This window comes from Gimesia aquarii, from assembly GCF_007748195.1.
Lineage (GTDB): Bacteria > Planctomycetota > Planctomycetia > Planctomycetales > Planctomycetaceae > Gimesia > Gimesia aquarii.
In genome coordinates, this window is sequence record NZ_CP037920.1 from 4,454,174 (window position 1) to 4,473,856 (window position 19,683).

13 protein-coding genes are annotated in these 19,683 nt (G+C 44.9%); 5 read left to right on the forward strand and 8 right to left on the reverse strand.

All coding sequences use genetic code 11. From position 1 onward, the window contains the following. Positions 1-12 precede the first annotated feature (12 nt). Together V144x_RS17175 and V144x_RS17180 are read right to left on the reverse strand one after the other, a co-directional pair. Entirely contained in the window at positions 13-741 is a 729-nt protein-coding gene (locus V144x_RS17175; protein WP_144986435.1) for a hypothetical protein, read from the reverse strand. Positions 742-1,039: 298 nt separating this feature from the next. Continuing rightward, on the reverse strand, positions 1,040-1,837 hold the full coding sequence (locus tag V144x_RS17180; RefSeq protein ID WP_144986438.1) for a DUF1559 family PulG-like putative transporter: 798 nt from the start codon (positions 1,835-1,837) through the stop codon (positions 1,040-1,042). Between the two features lie 901 nt (positions 1,838-2,738). Here V144x_RS17180 and V144x_RS17185 point away from each other — a divergent pair. Both V144x_RS17185 and V144x_RS17190 read left to right on the forward strand, forming a co-directional pair. Further along, the gene (locus tag V144x_RS17185) at positions 2,739-4,187 is read left to right on the forward strand and encodes a DUF1598 domain-containing protein (protein ID WP_144986440.1); all 1,449 of its coding nucleotides are present in this window, start codon (positions 2,739-2,741) and stop codon (positions 4,185-4,187) included. A gap of 177 nt (positions 4,188-4,364) precedes the next feature. Next, the gene (locus tag V144x_RS17190; protein ID WP_144986442.1) at positions 4,365-6,167 is read left to right on the forward strand and encodes a sulfatase-like hydrolase/transferase; all 1,803 of its coding nucleotides are present in this window, start codon (positions 4,365-4,367) and stop codon (positions 6,165-6,167) included. Between the two features lie 33 nt (positions 6,168-6,200). Here V144x_RS17190 and hemG read toward each other — a convergent pair whose 3' ends face one another. The 4 genes from hemG to V144x_RS17210 form a co-directional block, all read right to left on the reverse strand. After that, entirely contained in the window at positions 6,201-7,673 is a 1,473-nt protein-coding gene (gene hemG, locus V144x_RS17195; RefSeq protein WP_144986444.1) for a protoporphyrinogen oxidase, read from the reverse strand. 48 nt (positions 7,674-7,721) lie between these two features. Then, positions 7,722-8,780: a uroporphyrinogen decarboxylase gene (hemE, locus tag V144x_RS17200; protein WP_144986446.1), complete on the reverse strand. Its 1,059-nt coding sequence runs from the start codon at positions 8,778-8,780 to the stop codon at positions 7,722-7,724. A gap of 125 nt (positions 8,781-8,905) precedes the next feature. Beyond that, on the reverse strand, positions 8,906-9,739 hold the full coding sequence (locus V144x_RS17205) for a uroporphyrinogen-III synthase (protein ID WP_144986448.1): 834 nt from the start codon (positions 9,737-9,739) through the stop codon (positions 8,906-8,908). Between the two features lie 165 nt (positions 9,740-9,904). Continuing rightward, positions 9,905-10,873, reverse strand: a complete 969-nt coding sequence (locus V144x_RS17210; RefSeq protein ID WP_144986450.1) for a hypothetical protein — start codon at positions 10,871-10,873, stop codon at positions 9,905-9,907. 507 nt (positions 10,874-11,380) lie between these two features. On the opposite strand from V144x_RS17210, the gene glgB reads away from it, so the two are divergent. From glgB to V144x_RS17225, 3 genes are all read left to right on the forward strand, one after another. Further along, the gene (gene glgB, locus V144x_RS17215; RefSeq protein ID WP_390620817.1) at positions 11,381-13,285 is read left to right on the forward strand and encodes a 1,4-alpha-glucan branching protein GlgB; all 1,905 of its coding nucleotides are present in this window, start codon (positions 11,381-11,383) and stop codon (positions 13,283-13,285) included. A 608-nt stretch (positions 13,286-13,893) separates the two neighbouring features. Continuing rightward, on the forward strand, positions 13,894-15,189 hold the full coding sequence (locus tag V144x_RS17220; RefSeq protein ID WP_197998481.1) for a DUF1444 family protein: 1,296 nt from the start codon (positions 13,894-13,896) through the stop codon (positions 15,187-15,189). A 31-nt stretch (positions 15,190-15,220) separates the two neighbouring features. Beyond that, positions 15,221-16,033 (forward strand): MBL fold metallo-hydrolase, encoded by an 813-nt coding sequence (locus tag V144x_RS17225; protein ID WP_144986456.1) that lies wholly within the window; start codon positions 15,221-15,223, stop codon positions 16,031-16,033. Between the two features lie 11 nt (positions 16,034-16,044). On the opposite strand, the gene V144x_RS17230 is transcribed toward V144x_RS17225, so the two are convergent. Both V144x_RS17230 and V144x_RS17235 read right to left on the reverse strand, forming a co-directional pair. Beyond that, positions 16,045-17,409 (reverse strand): LysM peptidoglycan-binding domain-containing protein, encoded by a 1,365-nt coding sequence (locus tag V144x_RS17230; protein WP_144986458.1) that lies wholly within the window; start codon positions 17,407-17,409, stop codon positions 16,045-16,047. A gap of 235 nt (positions 17,410-17,644) precedes the next feature. Next, positions 17,645-19,633, reverse strand: coding sequence for an ExeA family protein (locus V144x_RS17235; RefSeq protein WP_144986460.1), 1,989 nt, complete (start codon positions 19,631-19,633; stop codon positions 17,645-17,647). Positions 19,634-19,683: the final 50 nt, after the last annotated feature.

Below are 19,683 nucleotides of genomic sequence, written 5' to 3' on the forward strand. Positions count from 1 at the left end.
TCTGCGTTAGCTTCAGAAGGCGGGGAGCCCTTCCACCAGCCGCATGCGAATCGGTTCGAATTTGGGATGTCCGAGGAGACCGGGGAAACCGCCACATTCCAGAATTGCAGTCCGCAGATAGCCCATGAAATCGGTTGACATTGAATTGACACTTTCGGGGCGTCGATAGCCAGTCCATTCAAAGTTGCAGACCAGGGGCAGCCACTCTCCGGCATTCAATCCGTAAGGCGGCCCGCCAGAGATATCGTCCTTGTGATAACCGTCGGGCGCAAACGTAAAAATAAATTCCGACTCGGCATCATCCTCCTGATGGGCATCGAAATCATCCATGATGTATTCCAGTAATTTCGGACTGCAGTTTTCGACGCAGACACCATCACAGAATTCCTTTGCGCCGGTGATTTCTAAACCGTCCCAGAAGTCAACATGAGTGTAGTCATCGAGATCGATAAACGAAATCCCACCAATCACATCCCACAACTGTTTCAGCACGGCAGGAATTGTGCGGCGTGTATGCGCTTCAAGCTGTGCCATCCGGTCTGCTTGCCCCTGATCCGGATCTAAAATCAGCGACTTCACTGGATAATCGATGTCAGCAAGCCGGTACTCAAGCGTGACCAACGCAGCGCGACACGTTTGCAAAGCCAGATCAACTTTCCGCGGAAGTAAATCCACAGTATTTTGAGCGGCTGCAAATTCTTGATGACAGCGGATGATTTCGGAAATCGTCGCCATAGACATTCTCAACTTCTGACTGAATATCGAATCGAATATTTCCTGTAAGATATCACAATGGTTTCGAATTCGGCAAAACAGGAAACAGCAGAATCTAAAAAATCCCATCCTTTCGTTTCGGTCTAGTTTGAACTTTCTTATATCAAATCAATTAAGAAAGCAAACGTGATCAAGGCTTTTATTCATAAGCGTAGATTGTGAGCTGATTTGTTGAGCAGTGGTTGTATTGAATTGGGGATGAGCTTTGATTGCGACTAATAGCTGTCGAATACAATAAACCAGGATATTTGTTCAAAAAAGCCCCTTAATAGTCATCTTCTGTAATTCTCTCTCCGCCATCCGGCGTACTAATCGATTTCAGAATTTGGGGGTCGATATCCTTACTTAATGACTTACCACTTCCATCAGCAAAGATGACATTTACTGCTTTGAATGGACTTCCGAATTGATCAGGTCCCCCTTTGAGTCCTTTGGCAGGATCCCGAAAATTAGAGGTTGAACCCCAGGCAGGAAAATTTGAGTTAATTTCGCCTAACATGATTGTCGCTGTCATACCATCAGCGGCCGATATCTCATCCAAGCTGTAAGACTTATTAATCCCCATCAAGCGCGAATTAGCAGTGTAGTGAGTGAGTGCATATTCTTTTGCATCAGTTTTTATGTCTCCCACGACAGGATTAATAAAAACGAGGATGTTGGTTCTAAAAACGTTTTGATTATCAGGATCATTCCATGATTTATCATAATGGATCTGTTTTGATAGTTCGACTTCATCAATAAACGGCAGGATCGTCGTCATCCAACCATGTAAAGGATACCCTGCTTGGTTTGTTGATGCTCCTACTGGTAAATTCGATTGTGCACCAGAACTATAATTAACAACCGCTCTACCAATGTTTTTGAGATTATGAAATGATCTCCATTCCGGAGATGATGCAGACCTTCTACGTATTTTTTCTTTGTCTAAATAAGAAATGTATATAGGGAATCCTTGTATCACAACCACAACTATTAATAGGATCATGACGATGTGGCCAACAAAATAAATTTTTGTTTTGGGGTACTTTTTGGGTTCTGGAGGGAAATCAGCAGAATAATTCATTGCAGACTGACTTTCAAATGAAATTGAACGATTGCACTTTGAAAGACAATCGCAAATAAATTGATAATTCAGCAGCCCGCCAATTCATTTATAGTTTTGTGAATGATTGGAAGATCAATACAGAATTTTGATCGTCATGTTAAATTATACTCATTAAACGTTATGTTGTCCAAAAAATATTTGTGATGCCTCAGCAAACAATCGTCATCAGTAAAAAAAGAGAAATGATTAATCTCAAAATTGTTTAGCTAATTCTATTACAGTTGAGTACATGGAACATGTCTATTCTCGTTCGTCTCCATCCGTATGATTTAGAAAATGCTAAGTGAAGTATTTTCTTTGATTTGCTGTTTGCAAAATGCAGGTAGCATTTCTCAGCGAATATTAAGTTTAGACAAGATGGTCAAATTTACTTTTGCGCAGTTTTGTCTGAGTTATGGTAGTTCTGGTGTCGTTGTTTGTGATTGGAGAGCCTTTCGTGGTCGTGAAAAAGGGGAACAGGTTTGACATGAGCAGTCATACACAAAACGTCAAAATTCTGCCTAACTGTCTGACTTCGCTTGAGATCGGGGTTTGCTGTCGAAAACGGATCAGATTTGTAGGGTTTCAATTCTTCACCTGTATCTGTGAGTGAACTTAATTTCCAACGCGCGCGAGCCACTTGGCAGGGATCTTAGGCATCGATTTGGGCCGATCAAGATATCTATTTCGCAGTAGTACACAGTTTGAATGGGGTTGGATTTGTTCCCTATCATTCCGTGAATCTCTGAGTTATCGCCCTTGAAATGAACAAAAAAACTGACTTTGCTCGTGACAGATTGCTAGAATAACGATAGTCGTGAGCAAACGTTTGCAGACAAAACATTGCGGGCAGCAATCAGCGGGCAGAAAGAAGTGATTGATGAATGAGTCCCCTCAAAAAATAGTGAAAAGCAACACGTCTGTTCTTTGCACTGTTCCCGTGGTGTTATTTCTATTTCTGGTCACCTGTGTCGGTTCGCCGCTCTCAGCGCAGGTGAATGGTGGCGGGAATAATAATGGGAATAACAACAATAATCAGAACAATCAAAATCAAAACGCGGGGGGCATTACCATTGATGCAGCCGGTGTAATTTCTGCGCCGTTCCGTGTGGCCAAAAACAGTAAGCAATTGAATCATCGGCGGCTCGAAGCGCTGGCGGCTGAGAACCTCTCGTCGGATCTGAATCAGAAATCGGACTTTCGAAAAATCTCACTCGTCAAACTCGAACGGACGTGCCGTGAACTCAAGGAGAAAAACCAACCGATTCCACCCGAGGTTCAATACCTGGCGGGTCTGTGGCGGATTGATTATCTGTTTGTGGATCAGGAACACAACGATCTGATCATTGCCGGTCCCGCAGAAGGCTTTGCGCCCAATACGCAGAATCGCATGGTGGGAGTCGAATCGGGCAGGCCTCCTCTGCGGCTCGATGATTTAGTGGTGGCCTTCAAATCACAGGAGCGGGGGTTGATCACAGGTTGTTCGTTTGACGCGAAGCGGGAAAATCTGGCACGGATGAATGAGTATATTCGTCGCACCAATGGCGCTTCCTCAACGGCTACCGCTGTCACACGCTTCAAAACGATGGCGAAGATTCTGGGAATGCAGGATGTCTCTGTCACTGGTGTACCCGCCGGCTCGAATTATGCACGGGTGCTCGTTGAAGCCGACTATATGTTGAAACGAATTTCGATTGGGTTGGAGCCTTCAGGCATTCGTGAGATCAAAAGCCATCTGGCAACGCTCCGCGGGGGCGGCAACAGCACTCAACGCTGGTGGTTTACGCCGTTGTACGATGCGTTTACCACCACAGCCAACCGCGATGCATTTACTTTTTCGGGTCAGCGGTTGCAAATGATGTCGCAGGAAGAATTCGTCAACCAGGCGGGTCAACGCTCCGACGCCGCTCACACTCGACTTTCAACGACCAGGTACGCACAACAGTTTACAAAGTACTTTGCGAAACTGGCCGATCAGCACCCGACCTTCGCGGAACTGCAATCGATTACCGATTTAACGGTTCTGGCTGCGTTGATCAACAAGGAACGACTGCAACAGCAGGTTGGCTGGGATCACCGTTTCTTTTCCAGTGAGATGGATTATCTTGTTCCTCAGGGAAACATTCCCAAACAGGTACCGACTGCAATGAATTATAAAAAAGCCAGTCGACTGATGATCTGTCTGGTAGGGGGAGGAGTGACTGTGAACGCACGGGGTGTTGTCAATCAGACAGAGTTTCTGACATCCCGAGACAACACACTCCATCAGAAAAAAAACGCAGCCATTCAGCGCCGGGGAGAAAACACAACACGCTGGTGGTGGGATTGACGGGTGATTTCTAATACTGTCTACTGGTAAATGTGGTTTGTTTTCGTTGAAGATGGATTTGCACTGTCGGGCCAGCCGACAGTGGCACCCACGATGGTAGTAAAGTTAAATTATCATTGATTGATTACACTTTAGTTCATTTTTTTCTCTGATCTTAAAAGGAAACTGATTTTCATCATGAGACGTTCGCGCTTGCTGAATTTTGTGTGCTGTTTCATTCTGGCTCTCGTTTTTTCATCTGGTCAACTTCTGCAGGCTGCTGACTCGCCGAATGTGTTGCTGATCATGACTGACGATCAAGGCTGGGGAGATATCCGGTCGCATGACAATCCTTTAATCAACACACCGAATCAGGATCTGCTGGCAAAGCAGGGGGCACGCTTTGATCGGTTTTATGTCTCTCCCGTTTGTGCGCCGACGCGTGCTGCGTTAATGACGGGTCGATACAGTCTACGCACCGGCGTGCATGGCGTGACACGCGGTTTTGAAAACATGCGGGCTGAAGAAATCACGATTGCCGAGGTTTTGAAATCCGAAGAGTATGCAACAGGCGCGTTTGGGAAGTGGCACAATGGTCGTCACTACCCCATGCATCCGAACGGGCAAGGCTTCGAGGAGTTCTTCGGTTTTTGTGGCGGTCACTGGAACAGTTATTTTGATACCAACCTCGAACACAATAAACGACCGGTTGAAACCAAAGGCTACATCACCGATGTCTTGACGGACAAAGCGATTGAATTCATCAAACAAAATCAAAAGAAGCCATTCTTCTGTTATGTGCCTTACAATGCCCCACATTCGCCGTGGATTGTGCCAGAAAAATATTGGAAGAAATATGCAAACAAAGGTCTGGATGACAGAGCCCGCTGTGCTTATGCGATGGTGGAAAGTGTCGATGACAACCTGGGACGCTTGATGCAGACTCTGGATGATCTTGATTTGAGCAAGAACACCATTGTACTCTTTCTGACAGACAATGGGCCGAACAGTAATCGGTATAATGGTGGCATGCGGGGCCGCAAAGGTTCGATTCATGAAGGGGGAATTCGCGTTCCACTATTTGTGCGCTATCCGGGCAAAATCAAGCCGGGAACCGTCGTCAAGCAGATCGCCGGACATATTGATATTTTTCCCACTCTACTGGATTTCTGCGATTTTGATGCGGCTCCTGGCATTCCCCTTGACGGAAAAAGTCTGGTGCCGCTACTGACGAATGAGTCGGCAGAAGACTGGCCGGAACGTATGATCTTCACAGATCGACTCTTTCGTAATTCGATTCCCGGAACGGAACTACCCGTAGGATCGGTTCGCACCGATCGTTGGCGGGCCGCTTACGAACGAAACCGCAAATGGAGCCTGTATGACATGCAGGCTGACCCGGGACAGAAAAAAGATGTTGCGAAAGCGCATCCGCAAGTCTTGAAACAATTGAAGGTAGCCTATGCTGACTGGTTTAAGGATGTTTCGAGTGCAGGGTTTGAGCCCATTCCGATTCCCGTGGGACATCCTCAAGAAAACATGACCTCGGTTCCCGCGAACGAATCGTTTCTGAAACCGGAAGGCGGGCAGGGGATTAACTATAGTGGTAAAGGCCATAACGGCTATGCGAACAGTTGGATTGAAGACTGGACCGATCCCAATGCAGCCGCGGTGTGGCATCTGGATGTATTAACCCCCGGAACTTACACGCTGACTTTGAAATACACGTGTGCTGAAAAAGATGCCGGCTGTCAAATCCAAACCAAGATCGGAGACCAAACACTGACGGCTACGATTTCAAAACCACACGCCCCACCCAAAATTGGTAATCAGGACCGTGTGGAACAATCCGATAACTACATGCGAAAAACCTGGGCGACCATTGAACTGGGAACCGTTGCATTACAAAAAGGACGCTATGACCTCACATTAACGGGGCTTAAGAAAACGGGTACAAAAATGATTGATGTGAAGGGAATCGAAATCGCGCGCGGTCAATGAAAAAACATCGATTCATTTTCGTCACAGCAACAATTATGAGTTGAACGAAGAGAACAATCTCTCTGCGGCCTGTTCCGCACTAAGGATACAATCGGGAATGCCAACGCCGCGATAAGCGTTGCCCGCTAATTCCAGAGCCGGGTAGTTTGCCGCCTGTTGTTCGATTTGTTCGACCAGTTCAAGATGCCCCAAATGATATTGTGGCATGGATTGATTATGCCTGAGTAATTTTGAAAAGAGCGGATCGCCGGTGACGCCTAGAATGTCTTCTAATTCGGTTCGGACAATTGTTTTTAACTCCTCGTCGGAATACTCCAGCATCTCTGGCTGCATCGCGCCGCCGACGAATGTGCGAAGTTGCACACAACCTTCAGGAGCACGACCTGGGAACTTTCGACTGGCGAATGCGACGGCAAATATCTTGCGTTGTTCGGCTGCGGGAATCACAAGACCATACGCGTTCAACGGATGTCGAATGTCTTCAAGTCGATGGACGCTTAACATGATTGCTGTCGAAGCGTATTCGATTTTGTTCAATAATTGGGATAGCTCGGGTGCAAAGTGATCTGTCATCTTTGCGGTGTGGGGCGCTGCGGTTGTAAAGATCACGGCATCGAACTGTTGTGTTTGCGGGGGAGCATTTGATTCTTCCACAGTCACCTCGTAGCCCGCTGGCTGTGAAGGGGAGACCTTAGTGACACGATGACCATACAAAACAGAACCACGCTCGGAGAGTCTTTCAGCCAGTTTGTGAGTCAACGTCTGCATGCCTCCACGGAACGCAGCGAATAATCCGTAACGCGCGCCGGTGGCATCGCCCGATTTTGTTTCTCGTTTCTGTTTGCGAATCGCTTTAATCAAACTACGCTGGTCGCGTTCCATATCCAGAAAGCGAGGCAGGGTGGCACGTAAACTTAACTTCTCTGGATCGGAAGTATAAATTCCCGCGACCAGAGGCTGAATCAATCGAGTCAACGCTTCCTGTCCGAAACGACGTTTGACAAAATCGGCCAGGCTTTCATCATCCTGATCTAATCCCGAGGGGCTCTGCCGGCGAGGAATCAAATATTCCAGCCCCATGCGTAACTTTCCTAATGGGCTCAATAGCGGGGTCTTAACCATAGGTCCGATGCGAGAGGGCGTCATCAACTCAAATCCCAATGGAACCGGAACGGGTTTGCCGTCTTTTAGAATCAAAGCGCCTCGATATCGGGGGTTGGTCTTAATCAGCTCCTCTTCCAGTCCCAGCCGTTTACAAAGTTCGATCGCCGCCGGTTTATTGGTGATAAACATGTCGGCGCCGGTGTCGATCAGATAGTCTTTCTGATCAATCGTGCCGATCCAACCTCCGGCGGCTGGTTGGGATTCAAAGACCGTGATCTCAATTGACTGCCCGTGCTCATCAGCAAGTTCCAACAAGCGATGTGCGGCAGACAAACCGGTAATGCCTCCCCCGACGATCGCGACTCGTTTGGATTGTGCTGAATGTGGAGGAGGTTGATTCATAAGTTTAGTCGATTAAAACACACGTTGCGGGGAGAAAATGAAAGCTTCTTACCTGCCCCCTAATTCGTGAACGATTTCTACGAGTGCTTTCACATGGTCGGGGTTCATATCCGGCATCACACCATGGCCGAGGTTAAAGATATGTCCGTTACGACCGGCGGCCGCATCGAGCACAGACTTTGCTTTTTCCTTGAGTACCGGAATATCCGCATACAGGGAAATTGGATCAAGATTTCCTTGAACGGCAACATCCTCGCCCAGGATCTCCCAGGCGTCTTTGAGATTGATCCTCCAATCGACACCAAATACCTGACCGCCCGTTTGACGTTGTAACGGCAGTAACGCTGGATTGCCGGTGAGGAAATTAATCACGGGTGCATCGTCTTGAACGCCGGCGACCAGTTTCGCTGTGTAGGGTAGGACATATTTCTGATAGTCTTCCGGAGAGAGACATCCTGCCCAGCTATCAAATATTTGAACGGCCTGACAACCAGCTTCGATTTGCCGCCGGAGATAGATCACAAGGTTATCAACAAAGCGGGTCATTAACGCATGCCAGGCTCCCGGGTCGTTATACATCATCTGCTTGGTACGGCGGTAGTTCTTGGAACTTCCCCCTTCGATGGCATAGCTGGCTAACGTAAATGGACATCCTGCAAAACCGAGCAGGGGAATATCAGCGGGCAAATCGGCCCGAATCAGTTTGACTGCCTCAAAGACAAAATCGAGGCAGTTCATGTCAGCGATATCCGTCAGTCGATCCACCTGCGAAGCTTCTTCAATGGGATTATGAATGACGGGGCCTTCCCCTTTGAGATACTCCAAATTCAGGCCCATCGGTTCCAGAATCGGAAGTAAGTCGGCAAAGAGAATCGCAGCATCAACGCCCAGAACTCGCTGGGCAGTGAGTGTGACTTCCGCAGCCAGAGCAGGGGTTTTACACAGCTCAATAAAGGTCGTTTTACTGCGAACTGCCATGTATTCAGGCAGGTAGCGCCCCGCCTGTCGCATGATCCAAATTGGAGTGGTATCTACGGGCTCGCGGCGAACCGCCTTCATAAAACGACTATTTTGATAACTGGCAGTCTCAGCCATTTCGGAATTCATTTTTGATTCTTTCAGCTACGATTTTGATGAATGATCGTTGTGAGACTTATTTTAGCAGGAATTGAAGAGGACTGAAATTCTGGAGGGACCGGTTTCCCGGAAACAATACGATGCGGAATCGCAAATCAACGTTTTTTGGCTAAAATTTCAGGAGCCGCTTGAAGTGCGTCTTTTACCAGGGGCCCCATTTTCGGGGGACTGGCTTCAAAATCGACCGATAGGCCTGCCTGTTGTAATGCTTCCGAACAGGCGGGACCGACTGAGGCAATCATTGTGTGTGAAGCGGCTTGCAGCCATTTTTCAGCGGACTGTTCCACTTCCGCGATCTGTAAAACATGCGAGATCTGTTGCGCGCTGGTAAACATCAACACGTCGAATTCTGCTTGAATCGTGGCATGAACTGCGTTGCGTAAACCGCTTAAATCCTGTGGTAGAGCCCAGCGATAGACTGGCACTGGCAGCACTCGTGCCCCACGTGTGTGCAACTCATCGTAAAAATCCTGGACCGGTTTCCCATATTCTTGAATGGCAATCCGCTTGTCCGTCACTGAAAACCCCTGCTGATCCCAAATCGAGAGAATGTCATGCCAGGTATTCGGTTCGGGAGCTGTATAATGAATGGGGACTTCCCATTTTCGCAAAACGACTGTCGGTTTTGGCCCGCGGACAGTAACTGTTATATTTCGTAATGCTTCCAGAAACTGTTCACGTGGATAATCTACTTCCACTGCGTTCAGCAAGGCAGAGGCTCCGACACCCGTTAAAAAAACAATGACATCGATCTCATTTCGAAATAATTTTTCGCAGAATGCCTTTACATGCTCATTATTTTCCAATGGAATTTCATCCATCGAATGTACGAGCGTTGGGACTGCCTGATTTCGTTCAATTAAGGCCCGCATCGCTTCGCTCTTCCGACTTTCGAAACTGCAAACGCGTATTCCTGAAGTATTCATCATTAATAAATCACCGTAGATAAAATGACCAACTGCTATAAAACTCAATTATAGATCGTTCAGAATTAACGGTGAATGGTGACAAGTAGGATTTATATCAGAGAACTCTGATTCCGTGGTTTTGAACAGAAATGTGTTCCAGCAAGGCAGGGCAATGAGCGGTCTCGTTTATTTATCGGATTCTATACGAAAACCGATTAACCACTTTTGAAAATCAGGATCAATCTCGGAGAGGTCAGAGACATTTAATACTTGCTGCAATGTCTGCAAACCGGATTGGTCTAATTCTGAGTTTGTGCGTAGCTTCCTGTAGAAAGGAGACAGGAGCCGCTTTTCCTGAAGGTAAAGACTGAAATAACGAGCATGTGCATAGGTCAGCGCTTCCCGTTCTTTTCCAATTCTGATTTGTTGAACTAACGTCTTTAAAGTTGGTAATTGCCCACGGTCTAAAGCCGATAAGAGAATTTGAACGCGCCAATTTGAACTACCCAGCAGTTGATTTTCCGATTCTGAAAATTCACATTGTTCGTGCAATGATGCCAATCCTTCATCAAACCACTCTGGCATGTTGGGAAAATCGATCTCGGCTAACGCATGAGTCAGTTCATGAGCTAACGTTCCGCTTCCCGTTGTCAGATTGAGAATGATGCGCATTTCTTCCGAATGGAAATAACCATAGTATGAACCGACTTTTCTCCGATCCAAATCAAAAGCCACCTGCTGGTAACGGTCCTGGCTGGAAAGTGCAATGATGGTGATGGGACGATCGGGCTTACGATCAAAATACCAAACATTCAACGCATATTGCGTTGGCAGGATTGTTTTTCGATAGAGTGCATCCAGAGTTTGAGTGTCATAATCTCCCATCAGGACGTAAGGAGCCCTGACTAAGGTATTAATGGGAATCGAAATCTTTTCCTGTACCTGCTTTGCTCGCGTTTCACATTCTGCCTGAAACAGCTTCTCCGGATCTGCTGTTTTGATCTGTGGTGCTGAAGAATACGTTTCTGGCGCACCGAGGTGGACCGCATTCGAGGAGGCCCTTCCTTCCTGAACTCCAGAAAAAGTCAGGAAATAAAAGCCTGTCACCAGAACGAACGGTCCCGCGATCAACAGAGCACTACGATAAATAGACAAAACAGAATCCTTAACTGAACCTCAATTACAATGTTTGCAATATGATCAGGAACATAGGTTTACAAAAATTAGGTCAGTGAATTATAGTTCGCGATCACTCGTATCACTTGAGTAAAGCTTAACGGATTTTCGATATTCACCCATGTTGCAGTAGACTGAGGCGATTAATTCAATCTGATCACCCTTATTTATGTAGCCGTAATAATAGCTACAACTAGAATAGTTTGACACGCTTTCCCGCAATCAAGCAGATGTGAGACTAGTCTGCGGGATCTTTTCATGGCCGGAAAACCGCATTAAGGAAGAGTAACAATCTGGCCGAAATCTTGTTATAACAAGCTTACTATATCTATTTGCGCTACATAGTTTGCTTGTCAATTCACATAAACGGATGGTGAAATATAAACTTCAATGGGTCATTCTTCACATTTTGAAACAAGTCGCGATCGGCCTAAGACCCCTTGGCGATTAGAGGGTCAACAAAACCAGGCCCAGGCCAGACGACCACTGTTTACATCCGCGGAACTTCATGCACTTAAGACTGGAATGCACTGCACTATGTATAATTCAATGGGAGCACACCTTGACGAGGTCGATGGTGTTAAGGGAACTCGGTTTGCTGTCTGGGCTCCCAATGCGAGAGAAGTGTGTGTGATTAGTGATAAAAATCACTGGAAACATGGCGAGCACTATTTAAATTCCAGTGATGCTGGTGTGTGGTCCGGATTCGTTCCCAACATGAGTGAAGGGGAAGCTTACAAATATAGCTTGCGTGGCCAGAATGGAGAGTTCTTCGAAAAAAGTGATCCTTACGCGTTTTACTCTGAACTCCGTCCCAAGACGGCATCGATCGTTTACAATCTTGAGAATTTTCCCTGGCAGGACCAACAGTGGTTAGAGAAGCGAGAAAAGACCAACTGGCACGATCAACCCATTACGATTTATGAAATTCATCCGGGTTCCTGGAAACGCCCCAAGGACGGCCGTCAGTTTTATACTTATCGCGAACTAGCCAAAGAACTCGTCGAGTATGTGCATCAAATGGGATACACCCATATTCAACTGATGCCGATTACTGAGCATCCCTTTGATGGTTCCTGGGGTTATCAAACCACGGGCTATTATTCACCGACGAGTCGTTTTGGAACTCCCCATGATCTGATGTACTTTATTGATTACTGTCATCAATCAGATATTGGTGTGCTCTTTGACTGGGTTCCCGGCCATTTCCCTACAGATGGACATTCTCTAGGCCGTTTCGATGGTACCTGCCTCTACGAGCATGCAGATCCCAGAAAGGGCTTTCACCCGGATTGGGGGACCTACATCTTTAACTATGGGCGCAATGAAGTATGCGACTTTCTATTGTCGAGCGCTCACTTCTGGATCGATAAGTATCACTTCGACGGTCTTCGCGTTGACGCAGTTGCTTCCATGCTCTACCTGGACTATTCACGCGAAGAAGGGGAATGGCTGCCAAACTCCAGTGGGGGACGTGAAAACCTGGAAGCAATTGAATTCCTGAAAAATGCAAACACCAGCTTGCATGGAGCGTATCCCGGAATCCTGACGATCGCGGAAGAATCGACTTCCTGGGGCGGCGTTTCTCACCCCGTTTATAACGGAGGCTTAGGATTCAATATGAAATGGGATATGGGGTGGATGAACGATACCCTTCGTTATATGCACTTCGATCCCATCTACCGCTCACACCATCAGGGAGAGCTCTCCTTTAGAATGATTTATGCGTTTACTGAGAATTTTGTTTTACCTCTCTCTCATGATGAAGTTGTGCATGGAAAACGTTCGTTGCTGTCACAAATGCCAGGTGACATGTGGCAGCAGTTTGCAAATTTACGTCTGCTCTATGGCTATCAATATACCATGCCTGGTAAAAAACTACTGTTTATGGGAGGCGAACTCGCTCAGTGGCATGAATGGAATCACGATAGCGAACTAGACTGGAATTTAATTGGAAACGAAAATCACGATGGAATACGTCGGCTGGTTGGTGACTTAAATCAACTTTATCGAACAGAAAAATCCCTGTATGAAACCGATTTCACTCCGGAAGGTTTTTCCTGGATTCAGTGTGATGATTCCATTAACAGTGTGTTTGCGTTTCAAAGAAAATCGACCGATGATCATGAACATGTGATCGTCATCGGTAATTTTACTCCTGTCCCACGAGAAGGGTATCGTATTGGAGTCCCCATAGCCGGGTTCTATAATGAAATCATCAACAGTGATGCCAAAATCTACGGTGGTTCGAATATCGGAAACGCGGGGGGAGTCTATAGCGAAAAGATTAATAGCCATGGCTTGGACTACAGTATCACGCTCAATCTACCACCACTTGGCCTCTTGATCATGAAGCCGGTTTCAGCAAAAAAAGAACCGCCCCAGGAATAAAGCCTGCTCTCTAAACCGTACTAGATTGAGAGCAAAGTAGAATTTACTGAAAAGTAAAAAATAGACTGGAAAACGCCTACAGTCGGTTTTATGATGGCTCTAGCAAAACTTTTCTGCAGCCTTTAGAACTGTAAAAAAGGACGCCGCTGAGTGTATAGGCGCTCGCCCAAACAATCCCAACAAGGGAAAGTTCGGCTATACTCCCCAGCAGCGTATCCTTTGGTGAAGTTCAAGTCAGATAAGTAACGATACTCTTTGTTCTTATCTGTATTTATCTCTTAAGCAAACTTCGTACCAGCAAACAATTCATCCTGAACAAAAAATCGTAAACTGCTGAAGTCAAATCTTTTACGATAATAAATTTAACATTCTAAAACACAGTTCAGTCGAGTTATTTGATGGATTGCCCTACCGACAGGCATTTCTCTGCCTAGATGGAAGGCAGCCTTTTTGAATATACCTGTCTAGTTTTTCAGATAGAGTTGTTTGGGTATATCGTCTATTATTGTGTCGTTGGGAGGCACAACTCGAAGTATCAAAAGTTGAATACTGTCTCCGCTACATCCGCCTATTCCCTAATCAGAGTTATTCTCGAACTGGTGGTGGCTTTGTCTGAATTGCATTTAAATCAATGGGCCAGCTATACAGGGCCCGCTAACTGGTATTCGCTCTCTTATCCTTCAGATTGGATCAGGGAAGAGAAGGAGGGAATTCTTCAACTTAGTCCCGCTGATGGAAACGCTACATTAACAATCAGCTGTCATTGGAAATCTGTACTTCCACGACCACAATATGATGCTGAATTGCAAATTGATTTCGATCAATTATTTGTAAAACATCGAAACATAGAGAATCGAGGCCCTCTTGCGATAGAACATGATTCTGTAAGCTATTCGGGTGAAGCAATCATCCAAAAGAGTGATTCCTGGTGGAAAGAATTACTGAGATGGGCTCCCTTTTCGCAAAATAACTGGCACCATTGGAAATTGTGGCTGATTAGAGAACATTCAATTCAGATGGTAGTCACCTTTTTTCACGATCCTGAATTACAAGAAGATCTCTATGAGACCATACAACTCATTTTACACTCGATACAACTCTCTTTAGATCCAGCGAACCCACCAGAGTTATTTGCCAATGAAGTTTTACATTTCGCCCAGAAAAAATTTCCTCTAATGTCATCTCAGCTCATACCCGGATTTCGATTAAAATTTGGCGAATCTGAAATCAATTTGACAAATTTCTATCGCTCTTATCTGACAACCCCCGAATATTTTGAAAAGAATATTACGACGGCTCTAGCAACGATTCTGCAAATCAACGAATGGGGAGAGGCACAGACAGACCCCGAACTATCGCAGATTCAAGACCGGATCATGCCAATTTTATTACCAAAAGAGTCTTGGGAATGTCATTTTCCGAACTTTGTTGGTGAACCTTGGGTTGCCAATCTCACTATCATGTATGTCGTCGACGAATCGAATGCATATTGGTATATTCACGATAAGCTCCTCAGAAAATGGAATATCAGTCGCGATGAGCTACACCAAATTGCATTGAATAATCTGGATCGGTATTTTGATCATAATCAGATTGAATTGATCTGTATGTCAAAAGAAGATGGTCCTAATATGATAATTCAAAGTAAACCTGACGCCTATAATGCATCGCAGGTGTTGAGTAAAACATTTTACCAGCAGGCTCGAAAATTTCTGGGTAGTGAATTTTTAGCGGGAGTCCCCAATCGTGACTTTTTGCTTGCGCTCAGCTTGAGTCAGTCACATATTATTGAACAAATTCAGCACAATATCGCAAATGATTATTTAACTATGGACCACCCCCTCACAGATCAATTACTGGTTGTCACTGCGGATGGAGTTAGCGAATATTGTGGCATAAGCTGACCTTCTCCGTTTCAAAAGTGATCAAAGAGTAATGCAACAGGAATCAAATTTATTTTCACAGAGACTTGGTGAATTCATCACATTAGGTACTGGGACCAGTGTTGGAATTCCTATAGTGGGCTGCGACTGTGAAGTGTGTACTTCTTCAAATCCCAAAAACCAACGAGGACGCACCTCGGTTTATGTCGGAGCACCTGAAGGGGGGTTTTTGATCGATACGCCCCCCGAGTTGCGTTTGCAACTTCTTAGAGAGAAGATTCCCTGGGTACATGCGGTCCTTTACACCCATAGCCATGCAGATCACATCTTTGGCTTAGACGATGTCAGGATCAGCGGATATCGGTTGGAAAAATCGATCATGCTTCACTGCGAAGAGACTGTGGAACAACAGATCCGCCGTTCGTTTAATTATGCTTTTGAAATGCCAACGCATAACCTGCATCATATGTCACGTCCCCAGCTTGAGTTTCAAAGGGTAGAAACAAAAGCATTTGATTTGCTTGGTCTCAGAATCCAACCATTTCGCCTGATGCATGGAACATTACCGATCTTGGGGTATCGAATCAACGACATTGCATTTTGCACCGATGTCAGTGAGATTCCTGAAGAAAGCTGGCAGTATCTGGAAGGGCTCGACGTTCTGATCATTGATGCTCTAAGAATTAAACCACACCCGACACATTTTAACCTTGAACAAAGCATGGAAGTGGTAGAGCAGGTAAAACCCAAACGGGCTTACTTTACGCACATCTCGCATTCTCTGGAACATGAAGAAACCAATCACAACTTACCAGACCATGTAGAGCTGGCTTTTGATGGACTTTCACTGCCTCTCAATGGTTGAGATGTCTGTTCTTAAGGTAACTGAAGCTTCATGCCTGGCCGAATATAGTCCGCATTTTTCAGCTTCTCTTTATTCTTCAGATAGATTTGAAACGCCGCAGATCGTTTGCCATATAATCGAAGAGCAATCGACTCCAGAGTATCACCTTTTTTGATAGTATAAGTATAGGAATTTACCCTGTTTCCAGTTTGCTTCTTTTTCTCTGGAGATTCGTCAAACACCCCGTCTATAATTTGTTTCACGTTCTCAGGTTGAACTTGTGATAAGGACTGCCCCAGCTTCGTTTCCTGTTTTGAGTTTCGAGAACTTGTCCGCGGTGTTAAAGGAGAACGTGGAACCGGAATAAACTTTCGATAGTTATCTGGAATCGTTTTCGTTCTTTGCAGGTTACCACCAAATTTGTCGGATTTCAGTGTATCCTCAAGTCGTTTTAAATTTTTCTTATGATCTAAATCTTTGAGTGTATTTTTGTTCTGCGAATTTGAGAGTGACTCAATTAATCCTTCAAACTGTACCGATGAAGAACCTTGTTTCAAAGTGGGTTGAGAGACCATCTGTCCTATAGTCCGCTTACCAGCTTTAGCAGATGTACCATTGAATGTTTGACTGTTGGCTGACTGTGGCTTTGACTCAGATGATCCATAGACAGGGATCCGCAACTTCATTCCTTCTCGAATATCATTGGGACTTCGCAGACGGTCGCGATTCAAATTGAATATTTCTCGATATTTTTTGCTGCTTCCCAAATAGCGAATCGCAATCTCTGAGAGTGTTTCTCCCGACTTGACTGTATGAATTCGAATGCTTGGTCGATTAGGTTCCTGTGGTCTTGATTCAGGTTTTTGCTGTGAAGGATTGACTTCCCAGGCATTGTTATGTTGAGGTTTGAAATTCTCAGAACCTGAATGAATCGAATCAGAAATCGAACCCTGGGAAGTCGGTTGCATTCTCTCTTGCTGAGGGTTTGGTTCAAAGACGGAATCTTCGGAGCTTGAATTTGAAAATTGCTCCTTGGGAAGATCGATCTCTTTTAGAAAATCAGGCATTTCTGCCCAACGTTCCGCATTTGAAATCTTTTTAGATGTCATATGGGAAACGGTTGGAGTAGAAACACTAGAATCAGAATGTGAGCGCTGATTATCATCAATCCCAGATAAAGTTTGTTCACTTCCTAATAATGTATTTTGGTTTTCCTTACTTTGGCTATCGAAATAAGGAGTGCGGTCTTTGTCGGCAATTTGCTCATCCAGATAATGCGGATCATTGAGTTCTGGAATCTGCACAGTCTTGTCATTATCCTGTCGCAAACAGAATGCACCCACGAAACCAAGTACTAATAGTGCTAATGCCAAACCTACTTTTTTATCTTGATGCATTTGAACCTCGCCTCGAATGTAACGCTTTGTAATTATGCGTATCGGGCGAAGATCTTCAAAAGAAAATCAGAAAATCAGAAGAAATGCTTAGCGCGCGTAGATACTCTCTTTAGTATCATACTTGAGTCGATCATGATGAAAATACGGCGAACGATCAGAACAAAGTCGCGAATTGATCGTTTTGTATGAGTTTTAAGGCTTATAGAACTAACGCCTGTTTTCTTACGGCTTGGAGCTAATCGTGGTTTTGCTTGCGCCGTAGTCGACTGAACAAATTCTTGTATTGCCCGAATGCAGGACCTTTCAGATGAGAAGTTCCCGATTTCTGGCGGCTGGAACTTGGTCCAGAATCCAAACGAAAAGTCGGACCAGAAGTCTGGTCAACTTTTTCTTCATTGATAGCAAACTCGTCTTGTGATGCTGTTATTTCCGTTTCACTCGAATCATCTCCATCAGGGCTAACAACATCATAATCAAGCTGGTCCACTTCAGATTTTTCTGACTCCACTGTCGTTTTATAGTTGCGGAATTCATTTAGGGCATCCAGTAAGCCTTTTCGTGTTTCGGAGCAAACCTCATAAACCTGTGCAGCTAATATCTCTTCAAATGAATTATCTCCTGCAGATAGTTCTTCTGCTAAGGCTTCATAAACGTTTTGATCTACTGATTTTGGCTGGTCGTCATAGAATACAATGGAACCTTTTTCAGATTCTTTTTCCGCTTCCTCAAGATGAGGAATCATTTCATCAATCAAACCAACAGGGTTTGAAGATTCCACTACTTCATTTTGATTAGATTCTATGGGAGAAGCTTCATTCGGCTCCTCTCTTGAATCATGATTTTTTGAAGCAATTGACTGAGCAGAATCATGAAATTGAGGGGGTTTTAATTGTAAGGGTTTACGTGAAGCTGGTAGTTTGTTTTGTTGCGTCTCAAGGGGAAGTGTCGCAGGATCGATTCCAGCATCGATGGCAGCATAGCGATCAATGATCTCTACAAACTCGCCTGTCGCTTCTACTGGAGTGTTTTCATTTTTATCAATCAGTGCCTCGTGATTATTATCGGTCCGTTCTTTAAAATCATCACATACTAACTCAACCTCAGATTGAGGCATTTTAAGATTAGTATTGCATGGCATCGCTGCCTCTGAATCACCCCCAATTTCGATTGCTTCCATTTCATTACCTAATGAAAACAGATCTGCTGAATCCCAGTCAGAGTCATCTGAGGTTAATTCTGTTTCTGTCGGTGTAGATTCAACGAGTTGATTCAACCGATCTTCCATCAAAGTATCAATTTCATGTTCATCAGAGAGGGCATCAGGTATTTTATCACCTGAATTCTCAGAACATTCCTCTTTCCGCAACTCTTCTAAGGGAGTTGAGGATGGTAGAGGGTCATTCCAATGTAATGGTAGTTGCTGAAGATCTGAAAATGCTTCACGTGCGATGCTTTCGTTAACAATTGATGAATCATGAACATAAGCCAGCATTAAACAATGATCGCAGATTTGATTCAGACAGCGTGGCAACCCATCACTAACATGAGTAATAAATTTAATCGCATCCTCTGTGAAAAATGAACGCGTTTCAGTTGTCACACGTTTAATTCGATACTCGATATACTCTTCTGATTCCTGTCGGGTCATCCGATCCAGAAACACCTGACATCCGATTCTTTGATTTAACGAAGAAAGGGCAGGTTGAATCAGTGTTTCTTCCAGGTCAGTCTGTCCACTGAGAATCAACTGCAACGCCGGCTTACCATCAATGGAAATGTCTGATAGTACACGTAGCTCTTCCAAAAATGGAGCATGTAAGAGATGTGCTTCATCGACAATCAACAATAAAGGCTGAAGATGAGCTAAATAGGAAGATCGAACTTCTGCTGTCAAAGCAAGCCGTAACTCTTGCTCACTGACTTTTTCATAACAGTCTGTCAAACTATAAAGTAATGTCTGCAGTAGTGCACGCACTGTAGGAAAATTACAATGCTCGATAAATTGAATTTGAAACTGGTTTTCCAGGCGAGAACTTAATTGTCTGCAAATGGCAGTTTTTCCCGTTCCTGCATCTCCAGTTAGAATTGTAATTCCATTCAAACTGGAAACTGTAACCAACAATTCATCAATCACATGTTTATGTTCTGCTGCTTCAAAAAAACAATCTGCGGAGGGTGAAACGGTAAAGGGTCGATCCGTGAACCCAAAATTTGTTTCGTACATTTCCAATGGCCTTAAAGCGTTTATTTCATCAGTCTCATTAGGAGACTGGA

Coding starts and splice junctions, on each gene's coding strand:
- V144x_RS17175 (WP_144986435.1), bottom strand. CDS start 741: ATGTCTATGGCGACGATTTCCGAAATCATCCGCTGTCATCAAGAATTT.
- V144x_RS17180 (WP_144986438.1), bottom strand. CDS start 1,837: ATGAATTATTCTGCTGATTTCCCTCCAGAACCCAAAAAGTACCCCAAA.
- V144x_RS17185 (WP_144986440.1), top strand. CDS start 2,739: ATGAATGAGTCCCCTCAAAAAATAGTGAAAAGCAACACGTCTGTTCTT.
- V144x_RS17190 (WP_144986442.1), top strand. CDS start 4,365: ATGAGACGTTCGCGCTTGCTGAATTTTGTGTGCTGTTTCATTCTGGCT.
- hemG (WP_144986444.1), bottom strand. CDS start 7,673: ATGAATCAACCTCCTCCACATTCAGCACAATCCAAACGAGTCGCGATC.
- hemE (WP_144986446.1), bottom strand. CDS start 8,780: ATGAATTCCGAAATGGCTGAGACTGCCAGTTATCAAAATAGTCGTTTT.
- V144x_RS17205 (WP_144986448.1), bottom strand. CDS start 9,739: ATGATGAATACTTCAGGAATACGCGTTTGCAGTTTCGAAAGTCGGAAG.
- V144x_RS17225 (WP_144986456.1), top strand. CDS start 15,221: ATGCAACAGGAATCAAATTTATTTTCACAGAGACTTGGTGAATTCATC.
- V144x_RS17230 (WP_144986458.1), bottom strand. CDS start 17,409: ATGCATCAAGATAAAAAAGTAGGTTTGGCATTAGCACTATTAGTACTT.
- V144x_RS17235 (WP_144986460.1), bottom strand. CDS start 19,633: ATGTACGAAACAAATTTTGGGTTCACGGATCGACCCTTTACCGTTTCA.